The organism is Paenibacillus sp. JJ1722, assembly GCF_048282685.1.
Classification (GTDB): domain Bacteria; phylum Bacillota; class Bacilli; order Paenibacillales; family Paenibacillaceae; genus Paenibacillus; species Paenibacillus polymyxa_B.
Genome location: NZ_CP182500.1, coordinates 4,016,592 through 4,039,576 on the forward strand (window position 1 = coordinate 4,016,592; position 22,985 = coordinate 4,039,576).

Below are 22,985 nucleotides of genomic sequence, written 5' to 3' on the forward strand. Positions count from 1 at the left end.
AGTAACTATCAAACTTCAGAATCGAGCTTCAGTTACTGTGTAATATACGCTCTTGTGAAATCAACTGCTCCACTAAAGTCAAGCCCAATGTCTTTTACATTCGGTTTCGTTAAAGAAACATTTGAGTAGTAGTAGATCGGAAGCATTACCATATCATCTTGAACCAGAATTTTCTCCGCTTTCGCAAAATCTTCCATGCGTTTTGCTGGATCAGTTTCTTTCTTAGCTGCTTCAATCAAAGCATCATATGCTGGGTTAGCATAACCTGCATTGTTGTTGCCATTGCCTGTTGTCCACATATCCAGGAATGTCATTGGATCATTATAGTCAGCAGACCATCCACCACGAGCGATTTGGAAATTCAGCTTGTTACGTGTTTGGATAAATACGCCCCACTCTTGGTTTTGAGTTTTGATGTCAACACCAAGGTTTTTCTTCCACATATCAGCAACTGCCAAAGCAATCTTTTGGTGACTCTCGCTGGAGTTATACAGCAATGTTACCGGAGGAAGTGTAGTTACGCCTTCTTCCTTCATACCTTCTTGAAGCAATTTTTTCGCTTCAGTGAAGTCTTCTTTGAAGTAATCATCTTTATTCTCAGTACGGAATTCTTGAGATACTCCTTTGATACCTGGAGGTACAAAGCCGTATGCAGGAATTTGACCGCCCAATGTTACTCTTTCAACGATTGGTTGGCGTTCAATAGCCATCGCAAACGCTTTACGGATTTTAACATTATTAAATGGTTTTTCAGTTACATTAAACAGATAGTAGTACGTACTTGCAATCCCTTTTGCCTTAAATTCGTTAGGCAGTTCTTTTTTCACAGCCGGAATTTGGTCGGTAGGAATTTCACCGTTTGGCATACCTGCGTAATCGAGTTGTCCACTTCTATAAGAAGCCAGCTCTGTTGCACCGCTATTTACAAGGGACATCGTAATTTTATTCAGCTTGATATCATCTTTACCCCAATAGTTTTCACTTTTGGTTACTTCGATCTTTTGACCGCTGTCCCAAGTCGTTAATGTGTAAGGTCCGTTAGTGATCATGCTATCTTTCTTAACAGCCCACTTATCATTACCTTTAACGGAAGGATTTACAGGGTAAAAAGTGTAGAAAGAAGTCAAGCCCAAGAAGTAAGGAGTTGGGTGCTCCAGCTCTACTTGCAATGTATGGTCGTCAACAGCTTTAACACCTACATCTTTAAAGTCTGTAACTTTAGTGCCTTTAAAAGATTTCGAAGTGCTCAGGTTGTAACCCTCAGCATTTTTGATATAGTACAATTGGTAAGCATATGGAGGTGCAGGAGCCGTGGAAGGATCCAATACCCGTTGCCAAGCAAATACGAAATCGCTTGCTTTGACTGGGTCGCCATTACTCCATTTTGCAGTATCACGAAGCTTGAACGTATAGGTTTTGCCGTCATCGGAAATTTTCCAAGATTCAGCTACGCCAGGGATTTCTTTGCCGTCAGGACCCATACGTACGAGACCTTCATACAAAGTTTTCAGAACCGTGTTAGTTTGACTATCCTGAGCTTGTGCCGGATCGAACGTTGGCGGCTCGGATGCAAGGTTAATGCGCAAAATTTGCTTGTCGGCCGCAGCCGGCGTAGTCGAGGTGTTTTCTTGTGCGCCCTTACCATTGGTATCGTTCTTGCCGCCGCAACCTGCCAGCAGTGCGCCAACTGCAAGAATGAGTGTCAAAAGGACTAAAAAGCTTTTCCTTTTCATCTAGCGTTTTCCCCCTAGTTCTAAAGTGGTATATGTTTATAGATTATACAACCAGCGGTCAAAAAAATCTACATTACATTTCTTCAAATTGAGCTTTTTTTTCAAAAAAACATGATTAATTCATATTTTTTCACCTTTTCATGTCACCTTATATCACATGATGTTGAATATATTCTTAAATATACCAACAACAGTCAACAAAATATACGCCAATGTCATCGCTATAAAAGTTAATCTCCAGACCGCTCTACATAATCTTTTACCATCAACCTTCCCTTTTATTCGATTTTGAGCTCCTCCAATTAAACCCAAGGCCAGTAATAGGAGCAGTAGAATCAAATAAAAACCGAATCGAGATGTAAAAATGACGTTAAAGAGTGCTGCGACGGAAAATATCAGAAAAAACGTGGTAATATCCATAGAAGTAAGTAACGATTTCTTTTTTTCCATTTTAAGAATGTAGCGACAAACCGCAAACACGATCAAAAACGGAAAAAAGGGAAGAATACTGAAAGTGATAATAGTACCTTGTATAAGACTCAACTGATCACCCCTCTTTTAGCCGCATGCCTTCAATTAATTGCCACAATACCTCATGAGTTGGTGCAGTAACTCCAGCCCGATCTGCCATCTGCACCAGTTGTCCGTTAATTGAAGCAACTTCCGTCATGGACTGTGCAAGTACATCAGCTAGCATGGACGAGTGATTTTCTGCCGTTGTCCGGCATACATTCATAATTTGCTCCCACCATGCGTTTTCCCAGTGGATACCATGAGCTTCATACACTTGAATGCCTTCATCGTACAGCCTGCGCATCATATGTATTCGAATAGGGTCCGAAAGCAGCTCGCCATTACGAACTCGCCATACCGCTGTCAGCGGATTGATCACAGCATTGATCAACAACTTGCGATACATACCGTTCTCGATTTCTTTCGACAAGCAAACGTCAAATCCTGCTGCAAGCAGCCGATTTAGCACACATTGATTAAAATTATTGTTCTTCGCCTCCTCCCCTTCCTCCGAACTACCAATTTCAGTAACACCCGATCCTGCATGTACAATAGATGCTACTCCCTGCCTTTTGGCTCCTTCAGTCGTCACAGCAGGGTATACCACAGCTTCAGGCCAAGCCTGTCTAATGCGTTCTATATGGCCGATTCCATTCTGCAAGCAAACAATTCCTGTATCTCTATCCATTTGAGCTGCAGGCTGGATCTGTTCTAATACTTCCTCAATCGCCCCCTGTTTGGTCATAAGCATTATCCATCGTGCTGGAGCCTGTGAATTTAACCGTTGCCAATCTGCCAATGGCGCTACCTTCAATTTATCCCCGGAAACATGTACTGCCGTCTGTCCCTCCTTATCAAACACAGTAATCCCTTCACGAGCAATGACGCGTGCCTGCTCAAGTGTACGCGTCCACAGCCTTATTTTTGTACCCGAAGCAGACAACCTCCCGGCAAACAACAATCCCAGCGAACCCGCTCCAATAATATCAATCACCTTTGTATCGTCTCGCTTCCATCTTTTTTTCTACTATATCATATGCACTCTAAAGAAATACAAAAAACGCCAACTACGGCAAAGCGCTAGTTGACGTTTTATTTCAATATTGCAGAAGTAATCTTGTTACTCAATGCGCTCCAGATTCCCATTGGCGTCCATTTTGAATCTGGATTTAAGCTCTTCCTCATCTTCAGTGATTAAAGCCAAGCGCCGAGCTCGGTCCATAATCTGAATCAGAGCTTTATAATCATCATTCACAACACGATAGTCGGTTTGTACATCATTCACTTCTTTGGACAGCCGGTCATTAATGGAGCGAAGCTGATTCAATTCTTCTTCCTTTTCCCGTAAATCTTTCTCCAGCATCTTAATCTGCCGATTCGTTTCCTGGACGGATCCCTTCCATTGGCGCAAGAAGCGAATTACTGCATCAATAGATAATGTATCCTCACTCGCACCATCCGTTCTGTATCCACCTTCGACTGTATCAAGCGAGGCAAAAGCCGCAACCTGTGATACACCCACCGGGTTCTGCTTACGGATATAACTGCGCTTCTGGCGCTGTGCTTTGGCAATACTAATCGCTTCATCGTAACGTTTGCGCACGCAGCTATTCCAACGAAAGCCACATGCTGCAGAGGTTCTTCCTATTTTTTGTCCAACCTCCTCAAACGCAGCGAGCTGCGTTCCACCTTCACGGATATGCCGCAATGTCACCTCCGCCAATATCAAGTCATCTTCCACACTCCATGCATCTTGTCTTATTGCAGTCATGCCTCTAGCCCTCCTAACAACATCCTGAAATAACCGTCTTCATGAACCGATCTTGCCGGTATTTGAATAGGGTATAAAAGCTGTTTATTCATTCCTATGCCTCTCGTAGAGTTCATAGAATCTATTTGATACTAAATTGTATTTCCATTTCTGCAAGAACTCATACGTGAACGTAAACAGTTTCGGGTTTCAAGCCTGCTCAGACTGCTGTACAATAAAATGAATGGTTAAAGAAACAGAAAGGATCATATACATTACCATTAGTTTTTTTCGGGAATACATAAAAGGGGAAACCAAATGAACAAACGAATAAAAATCACAATCAGCACCCTGCTGACCACCATTATGTTGCTAACTTTCATATATGTACGTCCTACCCTGGCCGCTCCCTCCCATGAAGAAAGTCAGATTTTACAAGATAGCCTGTCGATTGTAGAGATAGACCATGAAATTGAGCGAATCAGTCAGGAGCAGCATACCCTTTTGCAGCGTCAGCAGGAACTGCGAAGTAATCTCACCGTTCAGCAAGAGCAAATGACCATACAACGGAAGCGTGCAGGTTCTGTGCTGCGATCTTATTATATGGGGGAAAGGGACAAACTGTTGAGTGTGGTGCTAGGGGCGAAAAGTATAAGGCAACTTCTCTCTCTGTACGATTACTACTTATTATTGATTAGTCACGATCAGGATGTGCTTCAAGAATATGAATCCAATTATCAATCTATGCGAAAAACAGAACAACAAGTCACCCAAGCCTCAATGGAACTGGAGACTGTCAAAACAAACTTACTGGCACAACGTAAACGCATTGCCCTGCTTCAGTCGCGTGTAAATGACGGCGTTAACGCCAGTAATGACCCGGATACCCTACGCAAGCTAATTGGCGAAATGACAGCTTATTGGGAGAATGTAGGTGTCTACGAGGTAAATAAGCACTTTAAAGCATTAGCTCAAGCTATGCAGAATTTACCACAATTCATTCAACAACAACAAGGTGCCATGGTTACAAATGGAAAAGTCATTACGATAAGCATTCGTGAAGAGGACTTTAACCGTTTTTTAAAGTCAGAAAATGAATTGTTTAATCACTTCAACTTTACATTTGCGCAGGATCGAATTGTGGTAGAAGGTCAGCAGGGAACGATGAAATTAAGGGTAGAAGGTCACTACACGCTAGAGAATGAGCCGAAAAATGCAATTTTATTTCATGTGGATCGATTGGTATTTAATGGTCTGGAGCTACCTGATACGACCCGCAACAAGCTGGAAAAGGATTTTGATCTGGGTTTCTACCCACAGCAGCTTATTTCATATGTCAAAGCCACAGAAGTACGCACTTTAGCAGGAATGCTTGAAGTTAAGCTCGAATTAAACTTTAAGTAAAATTTTGCTCACCTTTCATTGTTCTGAATTTTTACGTGTATAAAACAAGAGACCCCGGGAGATTCCCGAGGTCTTTATTATTGTAATAACGGTAGGGATTTTATAGTAGATCGGCTGCCAACTGCGCGAGCTTGGAGCGTTCTCCTTTTTCCAACATAATATGCCCGCTAATCCCTTCTTGCTTAAACCGCTCCACCACATAGGTTAGACCGTTACTGGCTGCATCCAGATAAGGGTGATCAATCTGCTCCGGATCTCCCATCAAAATGATCTTGCTCCCCTCACCCACCCGGGACACAATCGTTTTGATCTCATGTCGGGATAAGTTTTGCGCCTCATCGACTATAATAAATTGCCCAGGTATCGAACGCCCGCGAATATAAGTAAGTGCCTCCACCTGAATACTGCCCAAGCCCATCAAAATTTTGTCGATATCACCTGATTTTTTGGCATCAAACAGATACTCTAGATTATCGTAGATGGGTTGCATCCACGGGCGAAGCTTTTCATCCTTTTCTCCCGGTAAATAACCAATATCCTTACCCATAGGAACAACAGGCCGAGCAATCAGCAGTTTTTTGAAGCGATGTTCATCCTCTACCTTAAGCAAACCTGCCGCCAGCGCCAGCAGCGTTTTGCCCGTACCCGCTTTTCCTGTAATGGTCACGAGGGGGATATCGTCATTAAGCAAAAGCTCCAATGCCATCCGCTGTTGAGCATTACGCGCGCTGATTCCCCACACCGATTCGTTACTTAAGTACAGCGGCTCTAATCGCTCTGCCTCCTGATTCACTTTCAGCAAAGCTGATTTTCCAGTTCCCATTTCATCTTTCAGAATAACAAATTCATGCGGATACAGCGTATAAGGTAGTTCCAGTGGCTTGATTGGTAAAAAACGGTTAGAGTAAAATTCATCTATGATGGACGGGTGCACCTGTATTGCCGAGTATCCGGGATATAGCTCACTTAGATCGCCTGTTCTATCGGATAGGTAGTCTTCGGTCAGCAGTCCCAGTACATCTGCCTTGATCCTGACCAGCACGTCTTTACTGACCAAAACGACCGAACGTGGTTCAGGCTGCTCCTGCTCTTCCAGATGATAATTCAAGGCGACCGCCAAAATCCGGTTATCGTTCGAAACCTCCCCGAACATCTCCTGAACTTTCAAAAAACTTCGGTGGTTTAACTCAACCTTAAGCCTCCCACCTTGGGGAAGTGGAACGCCACTGTGCAGATGACCTACTTCTCTTAACCCGTCCAACAATCGCGATACATTGCGGGCATTCCGTCCAATCTCATCCGCGTTGCGTTTTTTGGAGTCGATTTCTTCCAGAACAACAGCTGGAATGACAACTTCATGTTCTTTGAAGGTAAAAATGGCTTTCGGATCATGCAGCAGCACATTCGTATCCAGCACAAAAATTTTCTTCATTAAATCCCCTCCAAAGCGGCGTGGACAATCTCGTGTTTCATACCTATACCTATTCACCGGGTACCCAATACTTGCTGATTCCCTGAAAAAAGAACCCCAAAGCAGATAAAGCAACGAAAAGTTGTAGTGAAGATAGCTCTGAGCCTGTACATTTTTAAAATTAGACACAAAAGGCCCAGTGATTGCTCACTGGACCTAGACTTGGTTCACTATAACTTTAGACATACCTCAACCCCCTTATGTTATATAAGAGCTTTACTCGCTGCGAGTATAACATAAGAGAGGAGAAAGATACATACTCAGGAATTGGAAGAAGCTGCAGTAGTGTCGCTTGCTTTTTTAGCTAATTCCTCTTGTAGCGCTTGTTTGGCCAAATCGAGCTGTTGCTCATCAATGTACACATACGGGCTACGCCACGTTCCTGCCACCGGATTGTATTTCACATTTTGCTTGGAAATATTCCAATAGGTTTGTACGATATTTTTCATTTGCTGTGACTCGATATCTGTCATCATATTCTTATCAACCGATTTAATAATTGCGCTAAACTTGGTCAAAGCGTTAAAGGATTGCATTTGGTCAATTAGGGAATGAAGCACCTGATTTTGTCGACGATTGCGATCAAAATCGTCAGATTCAGCTGTTCTTGGACGACAATTCGATTTGCGGTAGCGAACAAAATCAAGAGCCTGATCACCGTTCAAATGCTTGGCTCCAGCTGTCAGGTTAATATCGGTACCATCTGCACGGTCACGATAACACATGTTTTTATCAACCGTCACATCTACGCCACCCAAATTATCTACTACATCTCTAAAGCCCTGGAAGTTAATAACCGTCACATAATCGATATCAATGTTTAAATATTTGCCGATCATCTTCTTCATTTGTTCTTCAGCAACTTCACCAGATTCTTTCTCTCTAGCCTTAAACACCGGATAATACTCATTCAACTTGCGTGGTTTATATCCATCCATTTCTAGACGCGTATCGCGCGGTAAAGACACGATGGTAGACGATTTGGTATTGGGGTTTAATGTAGCTACCATAATAACGTCTGACAAATAAGTCGGATGATCAGGGCGGTAATCGGTTCCCAGCAATAAGATAGTCAAAGGCTTAGCTTCAGCCAATTGTGTTTTGGGTACTTCCTTGTTGATCCCCGTATCCAAAACTTCCTCTACCTGATTGTAAAGATAGTAGGTATAACCACCTGCTGCCAAAATACCTATAATGAGCAGAAACAAGACAAACTTCATAAACGATCTGAAAAAGCTTTTTTTCTTTTTCGTTTTTTTCGGTTTGGCGGATTTTTTCCCGCTTTGTGTCCGGGGAGGCAATCCGTTCGAAAGATTACTCATGCTTCAACACCTTTTCCTGCGTTTTGAGAAATATCGCTTTCTCCAAGTTTACAATCCTAAAACACATACAGCGGCGCATCCCGTTCCCGGGCGTCGCCGCTGTGGCCAAAGACCAATCCAATTAATTACGTATTTGCTTGTGCTGTTTTACGTTGTTTCTCCGCACGCTCGCGTTCACCTTTGTTCAAGATCTTTTTACGCAAACGGATGGCATTAGGCGTAATTTCGCAATACTCATCATCATTCAGATATTCGAGCGCCTGCTCCAGAGAGAAGATAACAGGTGTTTTCAGTTTAACTGTATCGTCTTTTGTTGCTGAACGAACGTTTGTCAATTGTTTTTCTTTACAAATGTTAACGACGATGTCGTTATCACGTGTGTGCTCCCCAACGATCATGCCCTCATAGATTTCAGTACCTGGCTCCAGGAACAAAATACCGCGATCTTCTACGCCCAGCATACCATAAAATGTAGAGCTGCCGTTTTCCGTTGACACGAGAACACCCTGATGACGTCCACCTACTTGACCGCCAACAAATGGTCCATAGCTGTCAAACGCATGGTTCATTACGCCGTAACCACGAGTCAAAGTCAGGAAGTTTGTAGTGTAACCGATCAGACCACGTGCAGGGATCAGGAATTCCAAGCGAACCTGTCCGGTGCCGTTATTAATCATGTTAACCATTTCGGCTTTACGGGAGCCCAAACTTTCCATAACCGCGCCCATGCTTTCTTCCGGAATATCAATGAGGAGACGTTCGATTGGCTCCATTTTCTTACCGTCAATTTCCTTGACGATAACTTCCGGTTTGGACACTTGCAGTTCGTAACCTTCACGACGCATGTTTTCAATCAGGATACCCAGATGCAACTCACCACGTCCGGATACAATAAAGGCGTCCGGGCTATCTGTTTCATCAACACGTAAGCTGACATCCGTTTCGAGTTCTTTCAGAAGACGCTCACGCAATTTACGGGATGTTACCCACTTACCATCGCGACCTGCGAATGGGCTGTTGTTAACCAGGAAGGTCATTTGCAGCGTTGGCTCATCAATCTTCAGTACAGGCAATGCTTCAGGATGATTTGGATCGGCAATGGTTTCACCGATGTTGATATCTTTAATTCCCGCAATCGCCACAATGTCACCAGCGCCCGCTTGGTCAGTTTCAATACGTTTCAGACCTTGGAAGCCGAACAGCTTCTCAATACGCGCTGATTTACTGCTACCATCACGCTGCATAACTGTGACTGCTTGCCCCTGCTTGATGATACCGCGGTTTACACGACCTACTGCAATTCGGCCAAGGTATTCGTTATAGTCCATCAGTGTTACGAGGAATTGAAGAGGCTCATCTACTTTCTCAGTTGGAGCCGGAATGTGCTCTACAACTGTTTCGTACAATGCTTGCATGTTATCGTCTTGCTTTTCAGCATCCATGCTGGATGTTCCGTTCAGCGCCGAAGCGTACACAACAGGGAATTCCAATTGCTCATCATTCGCACCCAGCTCAATGAACAAATCCAATACTTCGTCAATGACTTCTGCCGGACGAGCTGCCGGACGGTCAATTTTGTTAACTACAACGATAGGCGTCAGATTTTGTTCCAGCGCTTTACGCAGTACGAATTTCGTTTGCGGCATGCAACCTTCGTAAGCATCAACGACGAGCAAAACACCGTCAACCATTTTCATAATCCGTTCCACTTCGCCACCAAAGTCGGCGTGTCCCGGTGTATCTACAATGTTAATCAGGTAATCTTTGTAAGTGATTGCTGTATTTTTAGCCAAAATCGTAATACCGCGTTCACGCTCCAGATCGTTGGAGTCCATGGCGCGCTCCTGAACAGCCTCGTGTTCTCTAAATGTTCCGGACTGTTGAAGCAGCTTGTCGACAAGCGTCGTTTTTCCGTGGTCGACGTGGGCAATAATCGCAATATTGCGAATGTTTTCTCTTGCATGCATGGTTTGTATCCATATCCTTTCCGTATATCAAAATAGTGTCTCTATCCTGAAGCAGTGCTGATTCAAGGCTAACAATCGTTCTTTAGGCCCACTCCCTGCCAGCCTTCTATATGTTTCAGGCTTTGTACAGACAGCTTCTCTCTCCGATTCGCGTGAAAACCTTAAAATAAGCGTCAGAAATCTCCGACGCTCTTATCATATCCATTATATTATAGTTGAAATATGTCATAAAGCAAGACATTATTGCCTGTTCCGTAATTTACCGCCATAAAATCTCACAGCTTGTCGTTTTACCTTTTGCGTTTGCCACGGTTGTTTAGGACCAACCAGATTCCAGCTCCGATCAGTAAAACTGCAATAACATATATGATGCCCGTTCTTAGCAGGGTAATGACCAATAAAAACACCGATATCAACCCCAATATCACGCCCCCTGTATAAACATTACGAGAAAGCGAAATATCATTAATGGCGTACTGCCATAATCCAATCGCCACACCTAGAAGTAGCAAAGGCCATAAATAGGCCATTAAATGCCAGCCCCAAATATTGCAGAGCAAAAATAAGAAGCCATAAACCGACAAAATCCCTGCTGGCAGCAACATAAAGGGTGAAACTTTACGCTTCATGTACATTGCATGCAGTACGATTCCAGGTATTAAAAACAGCAAAGGCCAAAAGTTTCGTCCCAAGAAGGAGAACGTCCCCAGTTTCCCCAACAAAATAATCAGTCCTACGGCAACAATGCCCACTCCGATCATACGCTCTTTTCCGGAATTCATCGTGGTCTCCTTTGTTTGCTGAATTTGTTTTTAGGTCTTTTAATGTGATTGTTTTTAAGTATATTTTAGCCGATGTTTTCCAAAAAAACTACGTTCAAATATGGCGAGCTCGTAACTGACGATATATTCCTACAATGACAACAGTTGCGGCCAAAAGTCCCGGTAACCATGCATGTATTAGCTCCCCCGCACCTGCTAACCACACACCCAATCGGGGATCACGGAGTAGCATTTCTCCTGCCGTAAAAGCCAGGATTGCAGATCCAAGCAAAACAAGTACAGGGAACCGATGAAGCCAGATCGCAATCACGTTGCTGCCCCAGACGACAATCGGAATGCTAATTGCAATACCAATGACGATAATGGCGATATCCCCATCTGCTAGGGCTGCAATAGCTAATACGTTATCTAGACTCATCACAAAGTCCGCTACCAGAATCACCTGTATAGCCTTCCATATGGTTGTTTCTGCTCTGACTCCCACATGATCCTCATTCTCATAAAGCAGCTTAAACGCAATCCATAACAGAAGTAGACCGCCTGCCGCCTGAATAAAGGGTATGCCCAGCAAAATGACAGCTACAAAAGTCAAAACACAGCGCAGGAGGACTGCACCGACTGCCCCCCACCATATTGCTTGACTCCGCTGCTTTGCAGGCAAGTTTTTGCTCGCCATGGCTATAACAACTGCATTATCACCGCTTAATACCAAATTAATCATTAATATTTTCAACAGCAAAATGATATGCTCCATGTGTACAAACACCCCCATCCTACTTGTATGCGAAATAGGACGAGGCTATGCTTATAAGCCTTGTCAAATAAGTCATCATTTATTAAAAATTGATGTCAAATTTGTTGAGTAAAGACCTTGAAATCAATAACAAACAGCAATATAATGAATCGTATTTCCGAAAAACGGGTATTAAAATAAACAACATACAATGATTTTAGGATGTTTAATCAGGGAGATGAGAACGATTGATATGTCCGGACTTCAGTTCTTTTGGCTACTGCTTAATGTGATATTTATTGATCTTCTGCTCGCAGGAGATAATGCGATTGTAATTGGACTTGCCGCCAGAAAGCTGCCTCCTGCCACGCAAAAAAAAGCGATACTGTACGGTACCGGTGGTGCCCTGCTCATTCGCATAGCAGCCACCATTGTGGTACTCTGGTTGCTTCAAGTACCGTGGTTGTTACTCATCGGGGGTGTCATGTTAGTCTGGATCGCGTATAAGTTACTCGTAGACCAGGAGGACCATACCGAAGTCAAAGCGGGAACAACGTTATGGGGTGCTATCCGCACGATTGTTGTAGCCGATGCGGCTATGGGTCTGGACAACGTGATTGCGGTTGCTGGCGCGGCCCAGCAGCATTTGCTACTTGTAGTGCTTGGCCTGTTAATTAGCGTACCGATCGTTGTATGGGGTAGCACTCTTTTTATCAAACTGATCAATAAATTTCCCTGGATTATCTATTTGGGATCGGCTGTTCTTGGTTATACAGCCTCTAATATGATTACTGAAGAACGTAAGCTGGAACCCTATTTTACCGAGCACCCTGCGCTGCGTATCTTGTTTATTGCCGCAGTTATGGCTGGTATTTTGCTCACAGGATATCTTCAAAATCGCAGAGCAGTATCCAGTCGAGAAAAAGCCGTCTAAAATGATTCAAAAACTGTTTTAACTAAAATAAAAAGGCAGACCCAAATTAGCTGGTGGGTCTGCTTTTTTATTTTAAAACCAATCTTCCTGTATAACTTCCTCTTTACGCCCCTCTATAGCTCCACCTGTCTCCAGAACAAGTGTCTCCGTTTCAGCCACAGCCTGTTCAATCAAGGCATTTAAATCCCGAATAGAGGCTTCAATCTTTTGAACAACCCACAAATTCGGATTGGTGGTTGGGGATTTGGGAACAAACAATGTGCAGCAATCCTCATATGGAAGGATGGATAGATCGTAGGTGCCAATTTGCTTTGCGATTTCCGTGATCTCCTGCTTATCCATCATTACGAGAGGTCGCAGCAATGGTAATTCTGTCGAACGGCCAATCACATTCATGCTGGATAACGTTTGACTAGCGACTTGCCCCAGACTGTCGCCCGTCACGAGTGCCAGTGCTCCTTCACGCTCAGCCAGCATCGTTGCAATTCGTAACATAGACCGTCTCATTAACGTAATAATCAGATTATCCTGTCCAGTGCGCGTAAAGGCCGTCTGCACCTCTGTAAACGGCACAAGGTGGATTTTAATCCGACCCGCATAGCCTGCTAAGACCCTTGCCAATTCAATGACCTTTTCTTTCGCACGCTCACTTGTAAACGGATAGCTATAAAAATGCACACATTCAATTTCCAATCCTCTACGCATGGAAGACCACCCTGCTACCGGGCTATCAATTCCACCAGACAGCAGCAGCATAGCTTTACCGTTCGTTCCTAACGGAAAGCCCCCTACAGCCATAATAACATCGCTGAATATATAGGCCGCCTGCTCTCTAACCTCCACACGTAACTCAATATCTGGTCGATGTACATCGACCCTCAACGCTTGAAACTCTCGCAAAATAGGAGAACCAATTAAATGGTTCATCTCTTGTGAAGAATGGGCAAATTCCTTCCACACTCTGCGGGCATTTACCTTGAAAGTCGTTCCCTCGTCCACATTCAGCTCACGCATCAAAGCTACAGCGGTCTCAATTATAGCACCAAGCTCGACAGGAGCCATTTTGACAGGACTTATTGTCGTGATGCCAAACACTTTTTGTAACACTTGAATGATCTGTTCATAAGGCTCTCCTCCGAGAACCACATAAATCCGTCCAAATTCCTTCCGCAAAGAAGCACCGGGAAACGGTTTGAGTAGCAGCTTCACGTGATTCAGTACTGCCTTTTCAAAACGAGTCCGATTCTTCCCTTTTAATGTAAATTCACCGAAGCGAAGTAACAACATATCATAGTGCATTTTAACGTTTCCACCTTTCAAGGGATTCCAGCTTGGCTACAGCCTGTCGCAGTGCAAGTATAAGCTCATCGATATCCTGTTCCGAATGCTCATCACCGAAGCTGATACGAATGCCGCCAGACGCTTCCGCCTCATTGCATCCCATCGCCAGCAGCACCCGACTGGGTTCAGCCAATTTCGAAGAGCAAGCCGATTTGGTGGATACTACCACACCCAATTGCTCCAGCGTATGCAGCATTACCTCGGCCTTCATGCCCGGATACGAAAAGTGGACAATATGCGGCGCTTCTTCCCCGCTGTTCAGCCGCAGTTGACGGATTGTCTTCACTTCTGCGACCACCCGTTCTCTCCACTCGGTCATACGGCGTGCTGTCTCTACTTGCCGTTCGCCCGCCAACCGTACCGCCTTAGACATACCGACTAGCAGCGGTACATTTTCCGTACCTGCACGAAAACCCTGCTCCTGAGAGCCGCCACTATGCAGTGGGAAAAGCTCCACACCTTCCCGAACGAATAGTAGTCCAGCACCTTTGGGTCCACGCAGCTTATGCGCAGAGAGGCTGTACAGATCAGCCTGCCAGCCCCGGATATCAACCGGTAGCTTTCCAAACCCCTGTACACCGTCAATATGAAATAGCACACGGGGGGACTGTTTCTTCAACACAGCTCCGATATCATGCAACGGTTGCACCCTTCCCGTCTCATTATTGACATGCATGATACTGACTAAAATCGTATCTTTACGGACAGCGGCACAAACCTGTTCGGTGCTCACATGCCCCTCCGCATCGACAGGTAAAAATGTAACCTCGAAGCCCAGATTTGTCAGTTGTCTGCAAGCTTCGTACACAGACGGGTGCTCTGTCGATACAGTAACAATATGCTTGCCTCTGGTCTGATACTGCAAAGCTGCTCCCTTAATAGCAAGATTGTTGCTTTCCGTTGCTCCGGATGTGAAGACAATCTCTGATGGATACACTCCCAAAGCCGCAGCACATACTTCGCGCGAACGCTTAAGCAACTTATCCGCATCCTCTCCATACCGATGCATCGAAGATGGATTCCCATAGTGGCGTCTCATGACCTCGGCAACTGTTGTAATCACCTCTTCAAAAGGTGGAGTTGTCGCCGCATAATCAAAATATTTCATTGCACTCCCCTTTCTTTCCTATAACTGCTACAACAAAAAAAGACCAAAACAGGGAAAGGCCGCTACATTATAGCGACACCCTTTCCCCATTTGATCCTATCTGCGGACCTAATCTAAATGAAATTACGCACTTTTTTTCGTTATAAGCTATAGGGCTTAGATCGTATATTTTTCACGTGCATTTTGAATTTTGGTAATATATCTTTGCGTTTCCAGCGGAAGCTTGTCCAGTACAGCCATTAACTGTTCATCACTATTTACACCAAGCCGCTGCACCCGCCCGGGACCTGCATTATATGCAGCCAGCGCCATATTTTCTTGTCCGTTAAACCGTTTAATCTGGTAAGACAAATAACGAACACCTGCATCAATATTTTGAACAGGATCATATGGGTCACTGACTCCCAGACCTTGAGCCGTAGCATCCATAAGCTGCATAAGCCCTTTGGCTCCAGCCGAAGAAGTGACCGACGGATTAAATGAAGATTCCGTATCAATAACTGCTTTAATCAACGCTACTGGAATGCCGTATTTCTGACTAGCCTCGTTAATCAAATCATCATATGCTGTAGGTGTTGTGGGTCCGTCTGTTGCTGTACTGGAAGGAGCGGGATACAGTGACGAAGCCGTTCCCCTGGAAGGTCCCAATTGAAGCCATAGTAAACCGTTTTCGTCTCTGCTAACATCACTTGAATTTTCTCGAGTCACAGCACCATCTGTTTCCAACTGACCTACTTGTTCCAGTAATCCGGAAAAAGCGTCCGTTGTACCCGTCTGGGTTGTAGCACTCATATTATTTAACAGCTGCATGTCTAACATGGACTTGGACACGCGCGGATCAATTTGCATGTGGTGTTCCCAACTTTCTATAGTTGTTGTATCCCAAATAGCTTGTCATTACTGCTATGATACAACTTTTTACTATGTACTTCCATACCTTTTAATGAAAAAAAGCTCCGTTTCTGTCGAAAAGACAGCGGAGCTTTATAGATCAGCTTTAATGTAATTATATCACTAAGATGATTTTTCTCGGATATACAAAAGAAAACTGAGCTTTTTCCTCCAGTAGGGTCAACGAACGAACGGGATAAAAGCAAAATAACTCAATGTTGCCAGCGCCCCAAGACCAATCGACCAAATGCCGGTCGTTTTGCTGCCATTCACATAAGCAAAAAAACCTAAAACTGCAGCAATAGGCCCCAGCACAATTGACCACATAAACAATGAGGCAATTCCTGCAGCCAGACCAATATAGCCAGAAATACGACCACTATTGTTTATAACCTGCTCTTCACCCTTGACCTCATGTCGAGTCACAACTGATCCGGGAGCAACCTCTGCTGCATATTCTTCACGATCATTACGGCGCTTGGCAGATCGTTCATGAATGTGACGGGGGTAATCTACACGTTTGCGGCTAACATGCTCTTCATTCTGATGCTTGTCGTTTTCATGATCTTCCATAATAAACTGCACCTCCAAATGCGAAATGAATCGCGTAATAAAATTCACACGGACTTCGGCTTAAAAGTGTGGCAACAGGTTGCGGCTGACGTGGCAGCCTTATCACGTTCTTCTGAACTGAAGCTTTCTCCCGCATATTCTTCTTTAAATTTCTTTCCGGCATGACCATCAACTTCAATCATGATCAAATCTGCCCTGCACAAGTTGTTTTCTCCCCAATAATGGCAATTGGCTACGCTACACTTAACGATTGGCTTGGCCTCTTGGCTCATGATCATCACCTCGGATTCATTGTCCCCCCGCTACCCTGCACCTATGCGTTCATGGTATATGGCAGTTGGTGACATACGAAAAAAGCCGCTTCCTTCACCTCCTCCAAAATGGCAGGAAGCAAGTAGAAAACGGCTTGCTTGTCTTGTTTTAGTTTTTGATTAGAAATGATCTTCCCCGTTGAATGCTTTAGGCATGAGTACGTCGAGTCTGCATCCGGCGCTGAGTCAAATAGTCACTTTCATAATAAGTCAGATCATCACGCAATTCTTCAAAATTTTTCGTAATGTCCATGATCACTTCGCGAGCGGCTGGCACTGGCGTTTTACGGAAGCGGATAGCATCTTGTCCCGTATACGCATAGCGTCCATCCTCTGCGTAAGATTCATTTTTGGGATAAAAAAAGCTGTTCACGCAGTCATGGTAAACGTTATACAATGCCTTTTCCGCAAAATCGACGTCAAAATTGGCACGGCGTAAAGCCACACCCAGCTTTTCATAAGATACTTCGGAAAAAACAAGGACATGACGGAGATCCGACAAAAAGCCTTTGTAAAAAAGTACGGACTCCTCATTGCCATCTGCAACCAGTTGCGGCAGAGCATGCTCATTGAGGAATGTTTCCACCCGTTTCACGGCAGTTTTCAGTCTCTCCTGCGCCGACTCACATAATTTTTGTACGTTGACTGCTGACATCAAGGCAGCTCCCCCTTATTTGTTGCTTGTTCATCAATTTGGTTACCCGAAAATAGTCCCTTCTAACCGAAAGAGCTGTAATTTTCAGTATTTATCCTACCACAAATGAGCATTGAAAGGTATAAAAACATGCCAACCTCCTCACGCTAAACCATAAATTTATGAATACTCAAGGAGGACGGTCCCATGTCTCGGCGAAAATGGTTAAAACCCCTGCTAGGAGCAGCTGCCGGGGTGCTTCTCATCACACTGATGCTGCCTTCCCGTGATCATCGCCCTACACCGCAACCCGAATATACGGCCAAGATGGTGCCACAGCAAGAGAAGCAGCTCAAAAAAGGAATGTTGGCTTTGGACCTGTCCGCTACGGATACCCTCACACGCATGGATGCAAGGCAGGATATTCAATACGTGATGCGGGAGCTTGATGGTAAAACTGCTGATCAGAAAAGACAGTTTACTCGCACACTGCAGCAATCACACAGTCATCTTCATACGTTACTGTGGATTCACACACGCGACGGGAACACGAGCACCTATACGGGCAGCAAAGCACAAACTCGTCTGCTCAGTCATCCTCAAATCAAAAGCAGCTTGGCTGCGGCTCGCCGTTCCGTCATGCAAAATAAATCCTACGAATCTGCTGCATTTCAGGCTGAAGGCGGTAAATATTTTGTCATGGCAGAACCATCGGCTGACGGAACATGCGGCGTTGCTGCCCTGGTCAGTCAGCAAGTATTGCGTGACGTGGAGAAGCATCAGCGGAAGAATTTGCGTTTGATTCCCTATCCAAAAGAAGGCAGCTACAAAATCGAATCCGTACATCCCGACACATTGCACGATATTACTGTCAAGACGGGCCATGACAACGAAAATGCAAGCCATTATTTCGAAAACGAAATTGTCGTTCGCTTCCGTCACAATCCTGATTCACGACAGCTGCAGGAAATTGCAGCAGATTTACACTGTGCGCCAGGCCGCAAGCTTGGTTATACCTATGTATTTCATTCGGATAAGATGAACTTCAAGGAACTAAAGCAATATTTTTCAAGAAAGTGGAACCCGCTTTATACTGAGCCTCACTATATGTATCTAACCAATGAGAAAACACCTATCATAGCGGACAGCTCTATCCCCAATGATTTGCTCTTTTCCCGCTATCAATGGAATCTGCCGGCTACTGAAACCAACCGGGGTTGGAAATTAAGCAAAGGCAGCAAGGACGTAATTGTCGCTGTCGTAGATACGGGAGTAGATTTGGATCACCCCGACCTAAAAGGTCAAATCCTTTCAGGTCATAACGTGGTAAATCCGTCTGAAAAGCCTTATGATGACGTCGGTCACGGAACGCACGTCGCTGGCATCATTTCTGCCCTCGTGAATAATGGTGAGGGGGTCGCTGGCATGACATGGTACAACAAAGTCATGCCGATTAAGGTACTTGACCAATCCGGCTCCGGTACGACTTACTCGGTTGCAGAAGGTATTGTATGGGCAGCTGATCATGGGGCCAAGGTCATCAATTTGAGTCTGGGCAATTACGCACAAGCTGAATTTTTGCATGATGCGATCAAATACGCCTATGATAAAGATGTCGTATTAGTTGCAGCTACAGGTAATGACAATACGGAACGACCTGGCTATCCAGCAGCGTATCCTGAAGTATTTGCCGTTTCCGCTACAGATTCTTCTATGCACCGTGCATCCTTTTCTAACTATGGAGATTATGTAGACGTCATGGCTCCAGGTGCAAGTATTGCCAGTACGTACCCAGGGAACCAATATGCTGCACTGTCGGGTACTTCAATGGCCAGTCCCCATGTATCAGCGCTTGCTGCACTGATTCGATCCATTAACCCCGATCTGACCAACAAAGAGGTTATGGATTTAATGAGAAGCAGCATAATTGACTTGGGCACACCCGGGCATGACAAATATTTCGGATATGGTCAAATTGACGTGTATAAAGCGTTGAAGGCAGCACAACGTCCATATGTTCCTTTGCAATTCTATCCACAGCATTTAAGTGACAAGTTAAAATCTATATTAAAGAAACTGGAAACGTAAGATTCCTTATTGGAAAAAAGCAGCCATGTTGCTCCATGGCTGCTTTTTTGGGCTTTATTAACGCTTGGAACTGCTTCGAACAGGACGCTTGCCATGGCTGCGAGTATGACAGCAAGGTTCTCCAGGGTCCTTTATACTCACCGGAAATACGTGATGAGGTACAGGTACAATGTGCGTCTGATTAACAATTTCAATCGGATGAACCACAGGCACGACTTGTGGGAAAAATTGATGATTTACAAATTGGATCGGCGGGCACACGATCGGGTCGTAAGGGCAATGACTCATAATGTGCAACTCCTTTCGGTTAATTAGTACAGCATATTATGAAGGCGGGTGCTGTGCTTGGATGTTTACCCCCTAATACAAATATCCCTTATAAAATAGGCTTCCGTTCAACAATGACCGAATGATCAAGCAGTTCGCCCAACAAACGGCACAGTTTGTGAAGACCTGTTTTAAGTGTTTCCTTGTCCGCATACGAAAAAGAAATACGGATATGATTACTGTCCATACCACCTGCATAGCATACTGCACCAGGTAAAAAGGAAACTCCTTCTCGGTCAGCCAGCCGCTCCAATTCTGGAATATCAACATTAGGAGGAAGCTTAATCCACACATTTAAGCCGCCTTCGGGGGCATACCAGCTGACCTCTGGCGGAGCATAGCGCTGGAGCGTATACAACGCGACTGTCAACCGATCCCGCATTTGTTCCCGCAACCTAACAAGATGCTGATCAAGTCGGTTCTTGATAAAGGGCAATAGCGCTTTTTGCGTTAATAGAGGGCTCCCCAAATCCGTAGTAGACTTGGCAGCCACCAAACGATCCATTACACTGCCAGTGGCCGCTACACAAGCTATACGGCAGCCGGGAGCAACGGTTTTGCTAAAGCTTTTGATATATATCACATGTCCGGACTGATCATGCGCCTTGATAGAGAGTGGCGGCTTTGTTTTATAGTATAGGTCGGAAAATGGATCATCCTCAACAATGAGGCAATGATAACTTTGAGCTAGATCCAGTAATTGTGTGCGTCTGGCCATCGTTAAAGTTACTCCGGTAGGATTATGAAAGGTGGGTATCGTGTAGATTAGTTTTGGGGGATGAGTGTCACAGAGACGTGTGAGGATATCAATCCGCATGCCCTGCTCATCCATCGGAATCATAATTACTTTGGCACCACGACTGGTAAACACATCAATGGCCCCCGTATATGTAGGAGCCTCCATGTAGACAACATCACCAGAACCAACAAAGGTACGTGCCACCAAGTCAATGCCCTGTTGGGCACCACTAGTCACGAGCAGCTGTTCTGCCACTGTGCATATACCGCGTTCGTTCAGGTGATCTGCAAACACTTCCCTCAGCGCTAAATCACCTTCAAAAGTCCCGTATGCTGCCATTGCATCGGGATTTCCAGAGGATAGACGTTGAGTATCAGCGATGATTTCGCGTGTAGGAAGAAGCTCCGGTTGAATTGCTGCTATATGAAAAGAATAAGGAAACTGTCTGCTATGGTTAAAGTTTCTCCATAACTGTGCGCGCGGCAAATAATCGATCAGCGACATTTGCCATGACAAGTCCTGTGCTCCCTCACGTTGAACAGCTACCGAAGGCTCCGCTACATAGCAACCTTTTCCCTGTGTACAGGTAACCAAATGAATAGACTCCAACTCAGCATACGCCTTGCTTACAGTTACGGGACTTACCGCAAGCAGACTGGACAAATGACGGACAGAGGGAAGCTTTGTGCCCTGAGGCAGCAATCCAGACTGGATGCGATCTGCTAATGTTTTGGCAATCTGTAAATATAATTTGACACTGCTATTGCGGCTGAGATCAATATGCATCGGAACCGTCCCCTCCAAAAATCAACTGTTACATTTAGACGTTTACTGTTATACTTCATTATCGATATAATACAACAAATTTCATAGTACAGTATAGAACACAGGAGATGATTGGATTGGAACACAAATTTTCGGGTATGGCTCGTACTCAGGGCTCGTCCATGGTAAGGGACATTTTAAAGCTGACACAGGGAACAGATGTGTTATCTCTGGCAGGCGGCCTTCCGGCCGATGCCTTTTTCCCCATCGAAGCTGTTGCTAAAGCCTATGAGCGGGTATTTCGTCTCGGCGGTACTACCGCTCTTCAATACGGCCTAACCGAGGGCTACATTCCTCTACGGGAACGTCTTGCAGCAATCATGTCATCCCAAGGCATCTCCGTCACCAGAGATAATATCATCATGACGACGGGCTCACAGCAGACCATTGATCTGGTTTCGCGTGTGTTGCTCGATCCGCAGGATACTGTATTGGTGGAGTCCCCTACTTATTTGGCAGCTCTTCAGGTATTTAATTCCTATGGTGCCAACATTGTAAGTGTAGATACAGACTCTAACGGTATGCGATTAGAAGATCTTGAAGCCAAGATCAAAAAACATCAGCCTAAATTCGTGTATGTCATCCCCACCTTCTCCAACCCGGCAGGAAGTGTTTGGAGTATGGAACGCAGAACGGGCGTTGTTGAACTATGCCGTAAATACGGCACTTTGATTTTTGAAGATGATCCTTACGGACGTCTTAAATTTGACGAAAACCTTAACTTTCCATCCCTTTTCTCAATTGATCAACAACTAGGTGGAGACGGTCATGTGATGTACACTTCTACATTCTCTAAAACCGTTGCTCCTGGTGTTCGCTCTGGATGGTTGGTAGCCGATCAAGCTATCGTCGTTAAAGTCGCGAATGCCAAACAATCTGCCGATCTGCACTCCAGCAGTATTGATCAACGTGCTTTGAATGAGTTATTGGACTTTTTTGACTTGGACGGACATATTCGTACCGTGTCCGCCGAGTACTACACTCGTATGCTACGTCTCACATCGCTGATGAAAGAACGTCAATGGGAAGGAATCACCTGGAATGATGCACTCGGCGGTATGTTTATGTGGGTTACTCTACCCGAGGGCTTCCGTTCTGATCGGTTGCTGCAACTCGCAATTCAGGAAGGAGTCGCATTTGTCCCCGGACAAGTCTTCTATGCTGACCTAAGTGGCAGCAACCACATGCGGATCAACTTCACGCATACGGATCCTTCCCTGCTGCCTAAAGCGGTTGACCGATTGGATCGAGCACTGAAGATGTACACAGAGGAAAGTGTGGTAAAAAGCGTGCGATGATGGAGTTGGCAGGATATGTACGTGAGGCCGCTTCACCAATCATTTGATTTACGATCGCTGTTACCCCTGATTCGTTTGGAATTTGAATAGTATGGTGGAATCTGGGACAAAGGTGCAGGCCTCGCTTCTACAGATTCAAATGCGTTGCTACACTAACTACGTGCCTCATCCTCGAACGGTTTTACGGTAGAGGAAGTAAAAATTAAAATGAAAGCCCCCAGTAATTATGCTGGGGGCTTCA

General features: G+C 44.8%; 21 protein-coding genes. 4 read left to right on the plus strand and 17 right to left on the minus strand.

Translation table 11 applies throughout. From position 1 onward, the window contains the following. Nucleotides 1-32: 32 nt before the first annotated feature. From ACM1ND_RS17770 to ACM1ND_RS17785, 4 genes are all read right to left on the minus strand, one after another. Nucleotides 33-1,733, minus strand: a complete 1,701-nt coding sequence (locus ACM1ND_RS17770) for a peptide ABC transporter substrate-binding protein (RefSeq protein WP_069080390.1) — start codon at nt 1,731-1,733, stop codon at nt 33-35. 153 nt (nt 1,734-1,886) lie between these two features. Then, the gene (locus ACM1ND_RS17775) at nt 1,887-2,276 is read right to left on the minus strand and encodes a DUF3397 domain-containing protein (RefSeq protein ID WP_013311106.1); all 390 of its coding nucleotides are present in this window, start codon (nt 2,274-2,276) and stop codon (nt 1,887-1,889) included. Nucleotides 2,277-2,280: 4 nt separating this feature from the next. After that, nucleotides 2,281-3,240 carry a ketopantoate reductase family protein gene (locus ACM1ND_RS17780; protein WP_418026398.1) on the minus strand — a complete coding sequence of 320 codons (960 nt, stop codon included), beginning with the start codon at nt 3,238-3,240 and terminating at the stop codon, nt 2,281-2,283. Between the two features lie 126 nt (nt 3,241-3,366). Beyond that, nucleotides 3,367-4,017: an RsfA family transcriptional regulator gene (locus ACM1ND_RS17785; protein ID WP_013311108.1), complete on the minus strand. Its 651-nt coding sequence runs from the start codon at nt 4,015-4,017 to the stop codon at nt 3,367-3,369. Nucleotides 4,018-4,314: 297 nt separating this feature from the next. On the opposite strand from ACM1ND_RS17785, the gene ACM1ND_RS17790 reads away from it, so the two are divergent. Beyond that, complete coding sequence (locus tag ACM1ND_RS17790; protein ID WP_071558477.1) at nt 4,315-5,400, plus strand: hypothetical protein; 1,086 nt, start codon at nt 4,315-4,317, stop codon at nt 5,398-5,400. Nucleotides 5,401-5,500: 100 nt separating this feature from the next. On the opposite strand, the gene ACM1ND_RS17795 is transcribed toward ACM1ND_RS17790, so the two are convergent. From ACM1ND_RS17795 to ACM1ND_RS17815, 5 genes are all read right to left on the minus strand, one after another. Continuing rightward, entirely contained in the window at nt 5,501-6,832 is a 1,332-nt protein-coding gene (locus tag ACM1ND_RS17795; RefSeq protein ID WP_023989462.1) for a PhoH family protein, read from the minus strand. Nucleotides 6,833-7,131: 299 nt separating this feature from the next. Then, nucleotides 7,132-8,193, minus strand: a complete 1,062-nt coding sequence (locus ACM1ND_RS17800; RefSeq protein WP_068942355.1) for an LCP family protein — start codon at nt 8,191-8,193, stop codon at nt 7,132-7,134. Nucleotides 8,194-8,318: 125 nt separating this feature from the next. Beyond that, a complete protein-coding gene (gene typA, locus ACM1ND_RS17805) occupies nt 8,319-10,160 on the minus strand; it encodes a translational GTPase TypA (RefSeq protein ID WP_013311112.1) in 1,842 nt (613 codons plus the stop codon). 290 nt (nt 10,161-10,450) lie between these two features. Then, entirely contained in the window at nt 10,451-10,942 is a 492-nt protein-coding gene (locus ACM1ND_RS17810) for a LiaF transmembrane domain-containing protein (protein WP_076295460.1), read from the minus strand. A gap of 94 nt (nt 10,943-11,036) precedes the next feature. Beyond that, complete coding sequence (locus ACM1ND_RS17815; protein WP_071558475.1) at nt 11,037-11,696, minus strand: TerC family protein; 660 nt, start codon at nt 11,694-11,696, stop codon at nt 11,037-11,039. Nucleotides 11,697-11,913: 217 nt separating this feature from the next. Here ACM1ND_RS17815 and ACM1ND_RS17820 point away from each other — a divergent pair, with 217 nt between their 5' ends. Continuing rightward, complete coding sequence (locus ACM1ND_RS17820) at nt 11,914-12,609, plus strand: TerC family protein (RefSeq protein WP_025722107.1); 696 nt, start codon at nt 11,914-11,916, stop codon at nt 12,607-12,609. Nucleotides 12,610-12,681: 72 nt separating this feature from the next. On the opposite strand, the gene thiI is transcribed toward ACM1ND_RS17820, so the two are convergent. From thiI to ACM1ND_RS17850, 6 genes are all read right to left on the minus strand, one after another. Further along, nucleotides 12,682-13,908 (minus strand): tRNA uracil 4-sulfurtransferase ThiI, encoded by a 1,227-nt coding sequence (thiI, locus tag ACM1ND_RS17825; protein ID WP_075154457.1) that lies wholly within the window; start codon nt 13,906-13,908, stop codon nt 12,682-12,684. Nucleotide 13,909: 1 nt separating this feature from the next. Beyond that, nucleotides 13,910-15,058 carry a cysteine desulfurase family protein gene (locus tag ACM1ND_RS17830; protein WP_418026399.1) on the minus strand — a complete coding sequence of 383 codons (1,149 nt, stop codon included), beginning with the start codon at nt 15,056-15,058 and terminating at the stop codon, nt 13,910-13,912. Nucleotides 15,059-15,214: 156 nt separating this feature from the next. Continuing rightward, nucleotides 15,215-15,907 carry a lytic transglycosylase domain-containing protein gene (locus ACM1ND_RS17835; RefSeq protein WP_053325776.1) on the minus strand — a complete coding sequence of 231 codons (693 nt, stop codon included), beginning with the start codon at nt 15,905-15,907 and terminating at the stop codon, nt 15,215-15,217. Between the two features lie 222 nt (nt 15,908-16,129). Further along, nucleotides 16,130-16,522 (minus strand): hypothetical protein, encoded by a 393-nt coding sequence (locus ACM1ND_RS17840; protein WP_023989470.1) that lies wholly within the window; start codon nt 16,520-16,522, stop codon nt 16,130-16,132. Between the two features lie 44 nt (nt 16,523-16,566). Further along, entirely contained in the window at nt 16,567-16,794 is a 228-nt protein-coding gene (locus ACM1ND_RS17845; protein WP_418026400.1) for a DUF1540 domain-containing protein, read from the minus strand. Between the two features lie 187 nt (nt 16,795-16,981). Beyond that, a complete protein-coding gene (locus tag ACM1ND_RS17850; protein WP_013311121.1) occupies nt 16,982-17,488 on the minus strand; it encodes a YpuI family protein in 507 nt (168 codons plus the stop codon). A 186-nt stretch (nt 17,489-17,674) separates the two neighbouring features. Between ACM1ND_RS17850 and ACM1ND_RS17855 the strand changes: the two genes are divergently transcribed. Beyond that, nucleotides 17,675-19,555, plus strand: a complete 1,881-nt coding sequence (locus tag ACM1ND_RS17855) for a S8 family peptidase (protein ID WP_418026401.1) — start codon at nt 17,675-17,677, stop codon at nt 19,553-19,555. A 57-nt stretch (nt 19,556-19,612) separates the two neighbouring features. On the opposite strand, the gene ACM1ND_RS17860 is transcribed toward ACM1ND_RS17855, so the two are convergent. Together ACM1ND_RS17860 and ACM1ND_RS17865 are read right to left on the minus strand one after the other, a co-directional pair. Beyond that, nucleotides 19,613-19,843: a hypothetical protein gene (locus ACM1ND_RS17860; RefSeq protein ID WP_071558470.1), complete on the minus strand. Its 231-nt coding sequence runs from the start codon at nt 19,841-19,843 to the stop codon at nt 19,613-19,615. Between the two features lie 88 nt (nt 19,844-19,931). After that, nucleotides 19,932-21,407: a PLP-dependent aminotransferase family protein gene (locus ACM1ND_RS17865; RefSeq protein ID WP_418026402.1), complete on the minus strand. Its 1,476-nt coding sequence runs from the start codon at nt 21,405-21,407 to the stop codon at nt 19,932-19,934. 116 nt (nt 21,408-21,523) lie between these two features. Here ACM1ND_RS17865 and ACM1ND_RS17870 point away from each other — a divergent pair, with 116 nt between their 5' ends. Beyond that, the gene (locus ACM1ND_RS17870) at nt 21,524-22,744 is read left to right on the plus strand and encodes a PLP-dependent aminotransferase family protein (RefSeq protein WP_028540464.1); all 1,221 of its coding nucleotides are present in this window, start codon (nt 21,524-21,526) and stop codon (nt 22,742-22,744) included. Nucleotides 22,745-22,985 lie beyond the last annotated feature (241 nt).

Bases quoted from the DNA above. Each gene is read 5' to 3' on its own strand.
- ACM1ND_RS17770 (WP_069080390.1), bottom strand. From the start codon at position 1,733: ATGAAAAGGAAAAGCTTTTTAGTCCTTTTGACACTCATTCTTGCAGTT.
- ACM1ND_RS17785 (WP_013311108.1), bottom strand. From the start codon at position 4,017: ATGACTGCAATAAGACAAGATGCATGGAGTGTGGAAGATGACTTGATA.
- ACM1ND_RS17790 (WP_071558477.1), top strand. From the start codon at position 4,315: ATGAACAAACGAATAAAAATCACAATCAGCACCCTGCTGACCACCATT.
- ACM1ND_RS17795 (WP_023989462.1), bottom strand. From the start codon at position 6,832: ATGAAGAAAATTTTTGTGCTGGATACGAATGTGCTGCTGCATGATCCG.
- ACM1ND_RS17800 (WP_068942355.1), bottom strand. From the start codon at position 8,193: ATGAGTAATCTTTCGAACGGATTGCCTCCCCGGACACAAAGCGGGAAA.
- typA (WP_013311112.1), bottom strand. From the start codon at position 10,160: ATGCATGCAAGAGAAAACATTCGCAATATTGCGATTATTGCCCACGTC.
- ACM1ND_RS17810 (WP_076295460.1), bottom strand. From the start codon at position 10,942: ATGAATTCCGGAAAAGAGCGTATGATCGGAGTGGGCATTGTTGCCGTA.
- ACM1ND_RS17815 (WP_071558475.1), bottom strand. From the start codon at position 11,696: ATGGAGCATATCATTTTGCTGTTGAAAATATTAATGATTAATTTGGTA.
- ACM1ND_RS17820 (WP_025722107.1), top strand. From the start codon at position 11,914: ATGAGAACGATTGATATGTCCGGACTTCAGTTCTTTTGGCTACTGCTT.
- thiI (WP_075154457.1), bottom strand. From the start codon at position 13,908: ATGCACTATGATATGTTGTTACTTCGCTTCGGTGAATTTACATTAAAA.
- ACM1ND_RS17830 (WP_418026399.1), bottom strand. From the start codon at position 15,058: ATGAAATATTTTGATTATGCGGCGACAACTCCACCTTTTGAAGAGGTG.
- ACM1ND_RS17835 (WP_053325776.1), bottom strand. From the start codon at position 15,907: ATGCAAATTGATCCGCGCGTGTCCAAGTCCATGTTAGACATGCAGCTG.
- ACM1ND_RS17840 (WP_023989470.1), bottom strand. From the start codon at position 16,522: ATGGAAGATCATGAAAACGACAAGCATCAGAATGAAGAGCATGTTAGC.
- ACM1ND_RS17845 (WP_418026400.1), bottom strand. From the start codon at position 16,794: ATGAGCCAAGAGGCCAAGCCAATCGTTAAGTGTAGCGTAGCCAATTGC.
- ACM1ND_RS17850 (WP_013311121.1), bottom strand. From the start codon at position 17,488: ATGTCAGCAGTCAACGTACAAAAATTATGTGAGTCGGCGCAGGAGAGA.
- ACM1ND_RS17855 (WP_418026401.1), top strand. From the start codon at position 17,675: ATGTCTCGGCGAAAATGGTTAAAACCCCTGCTAGGAGCAGCTGCCGGG.
- ACM1ND_RS17860 (WP_071558470.1), bottom strand. From the start codon at position 19,843: ATGAGTCATTGCCCTTACGACCCGATCGTGTGCCCGCCGATCCAATTT.
- ACM1ND_RS17865 (WP_418026402.1), bottom strand. From the start codon at position 21,407: ATGCATATTGATCTCAGCCGCAATAGCAGTGTCAAATTATATTTACAG.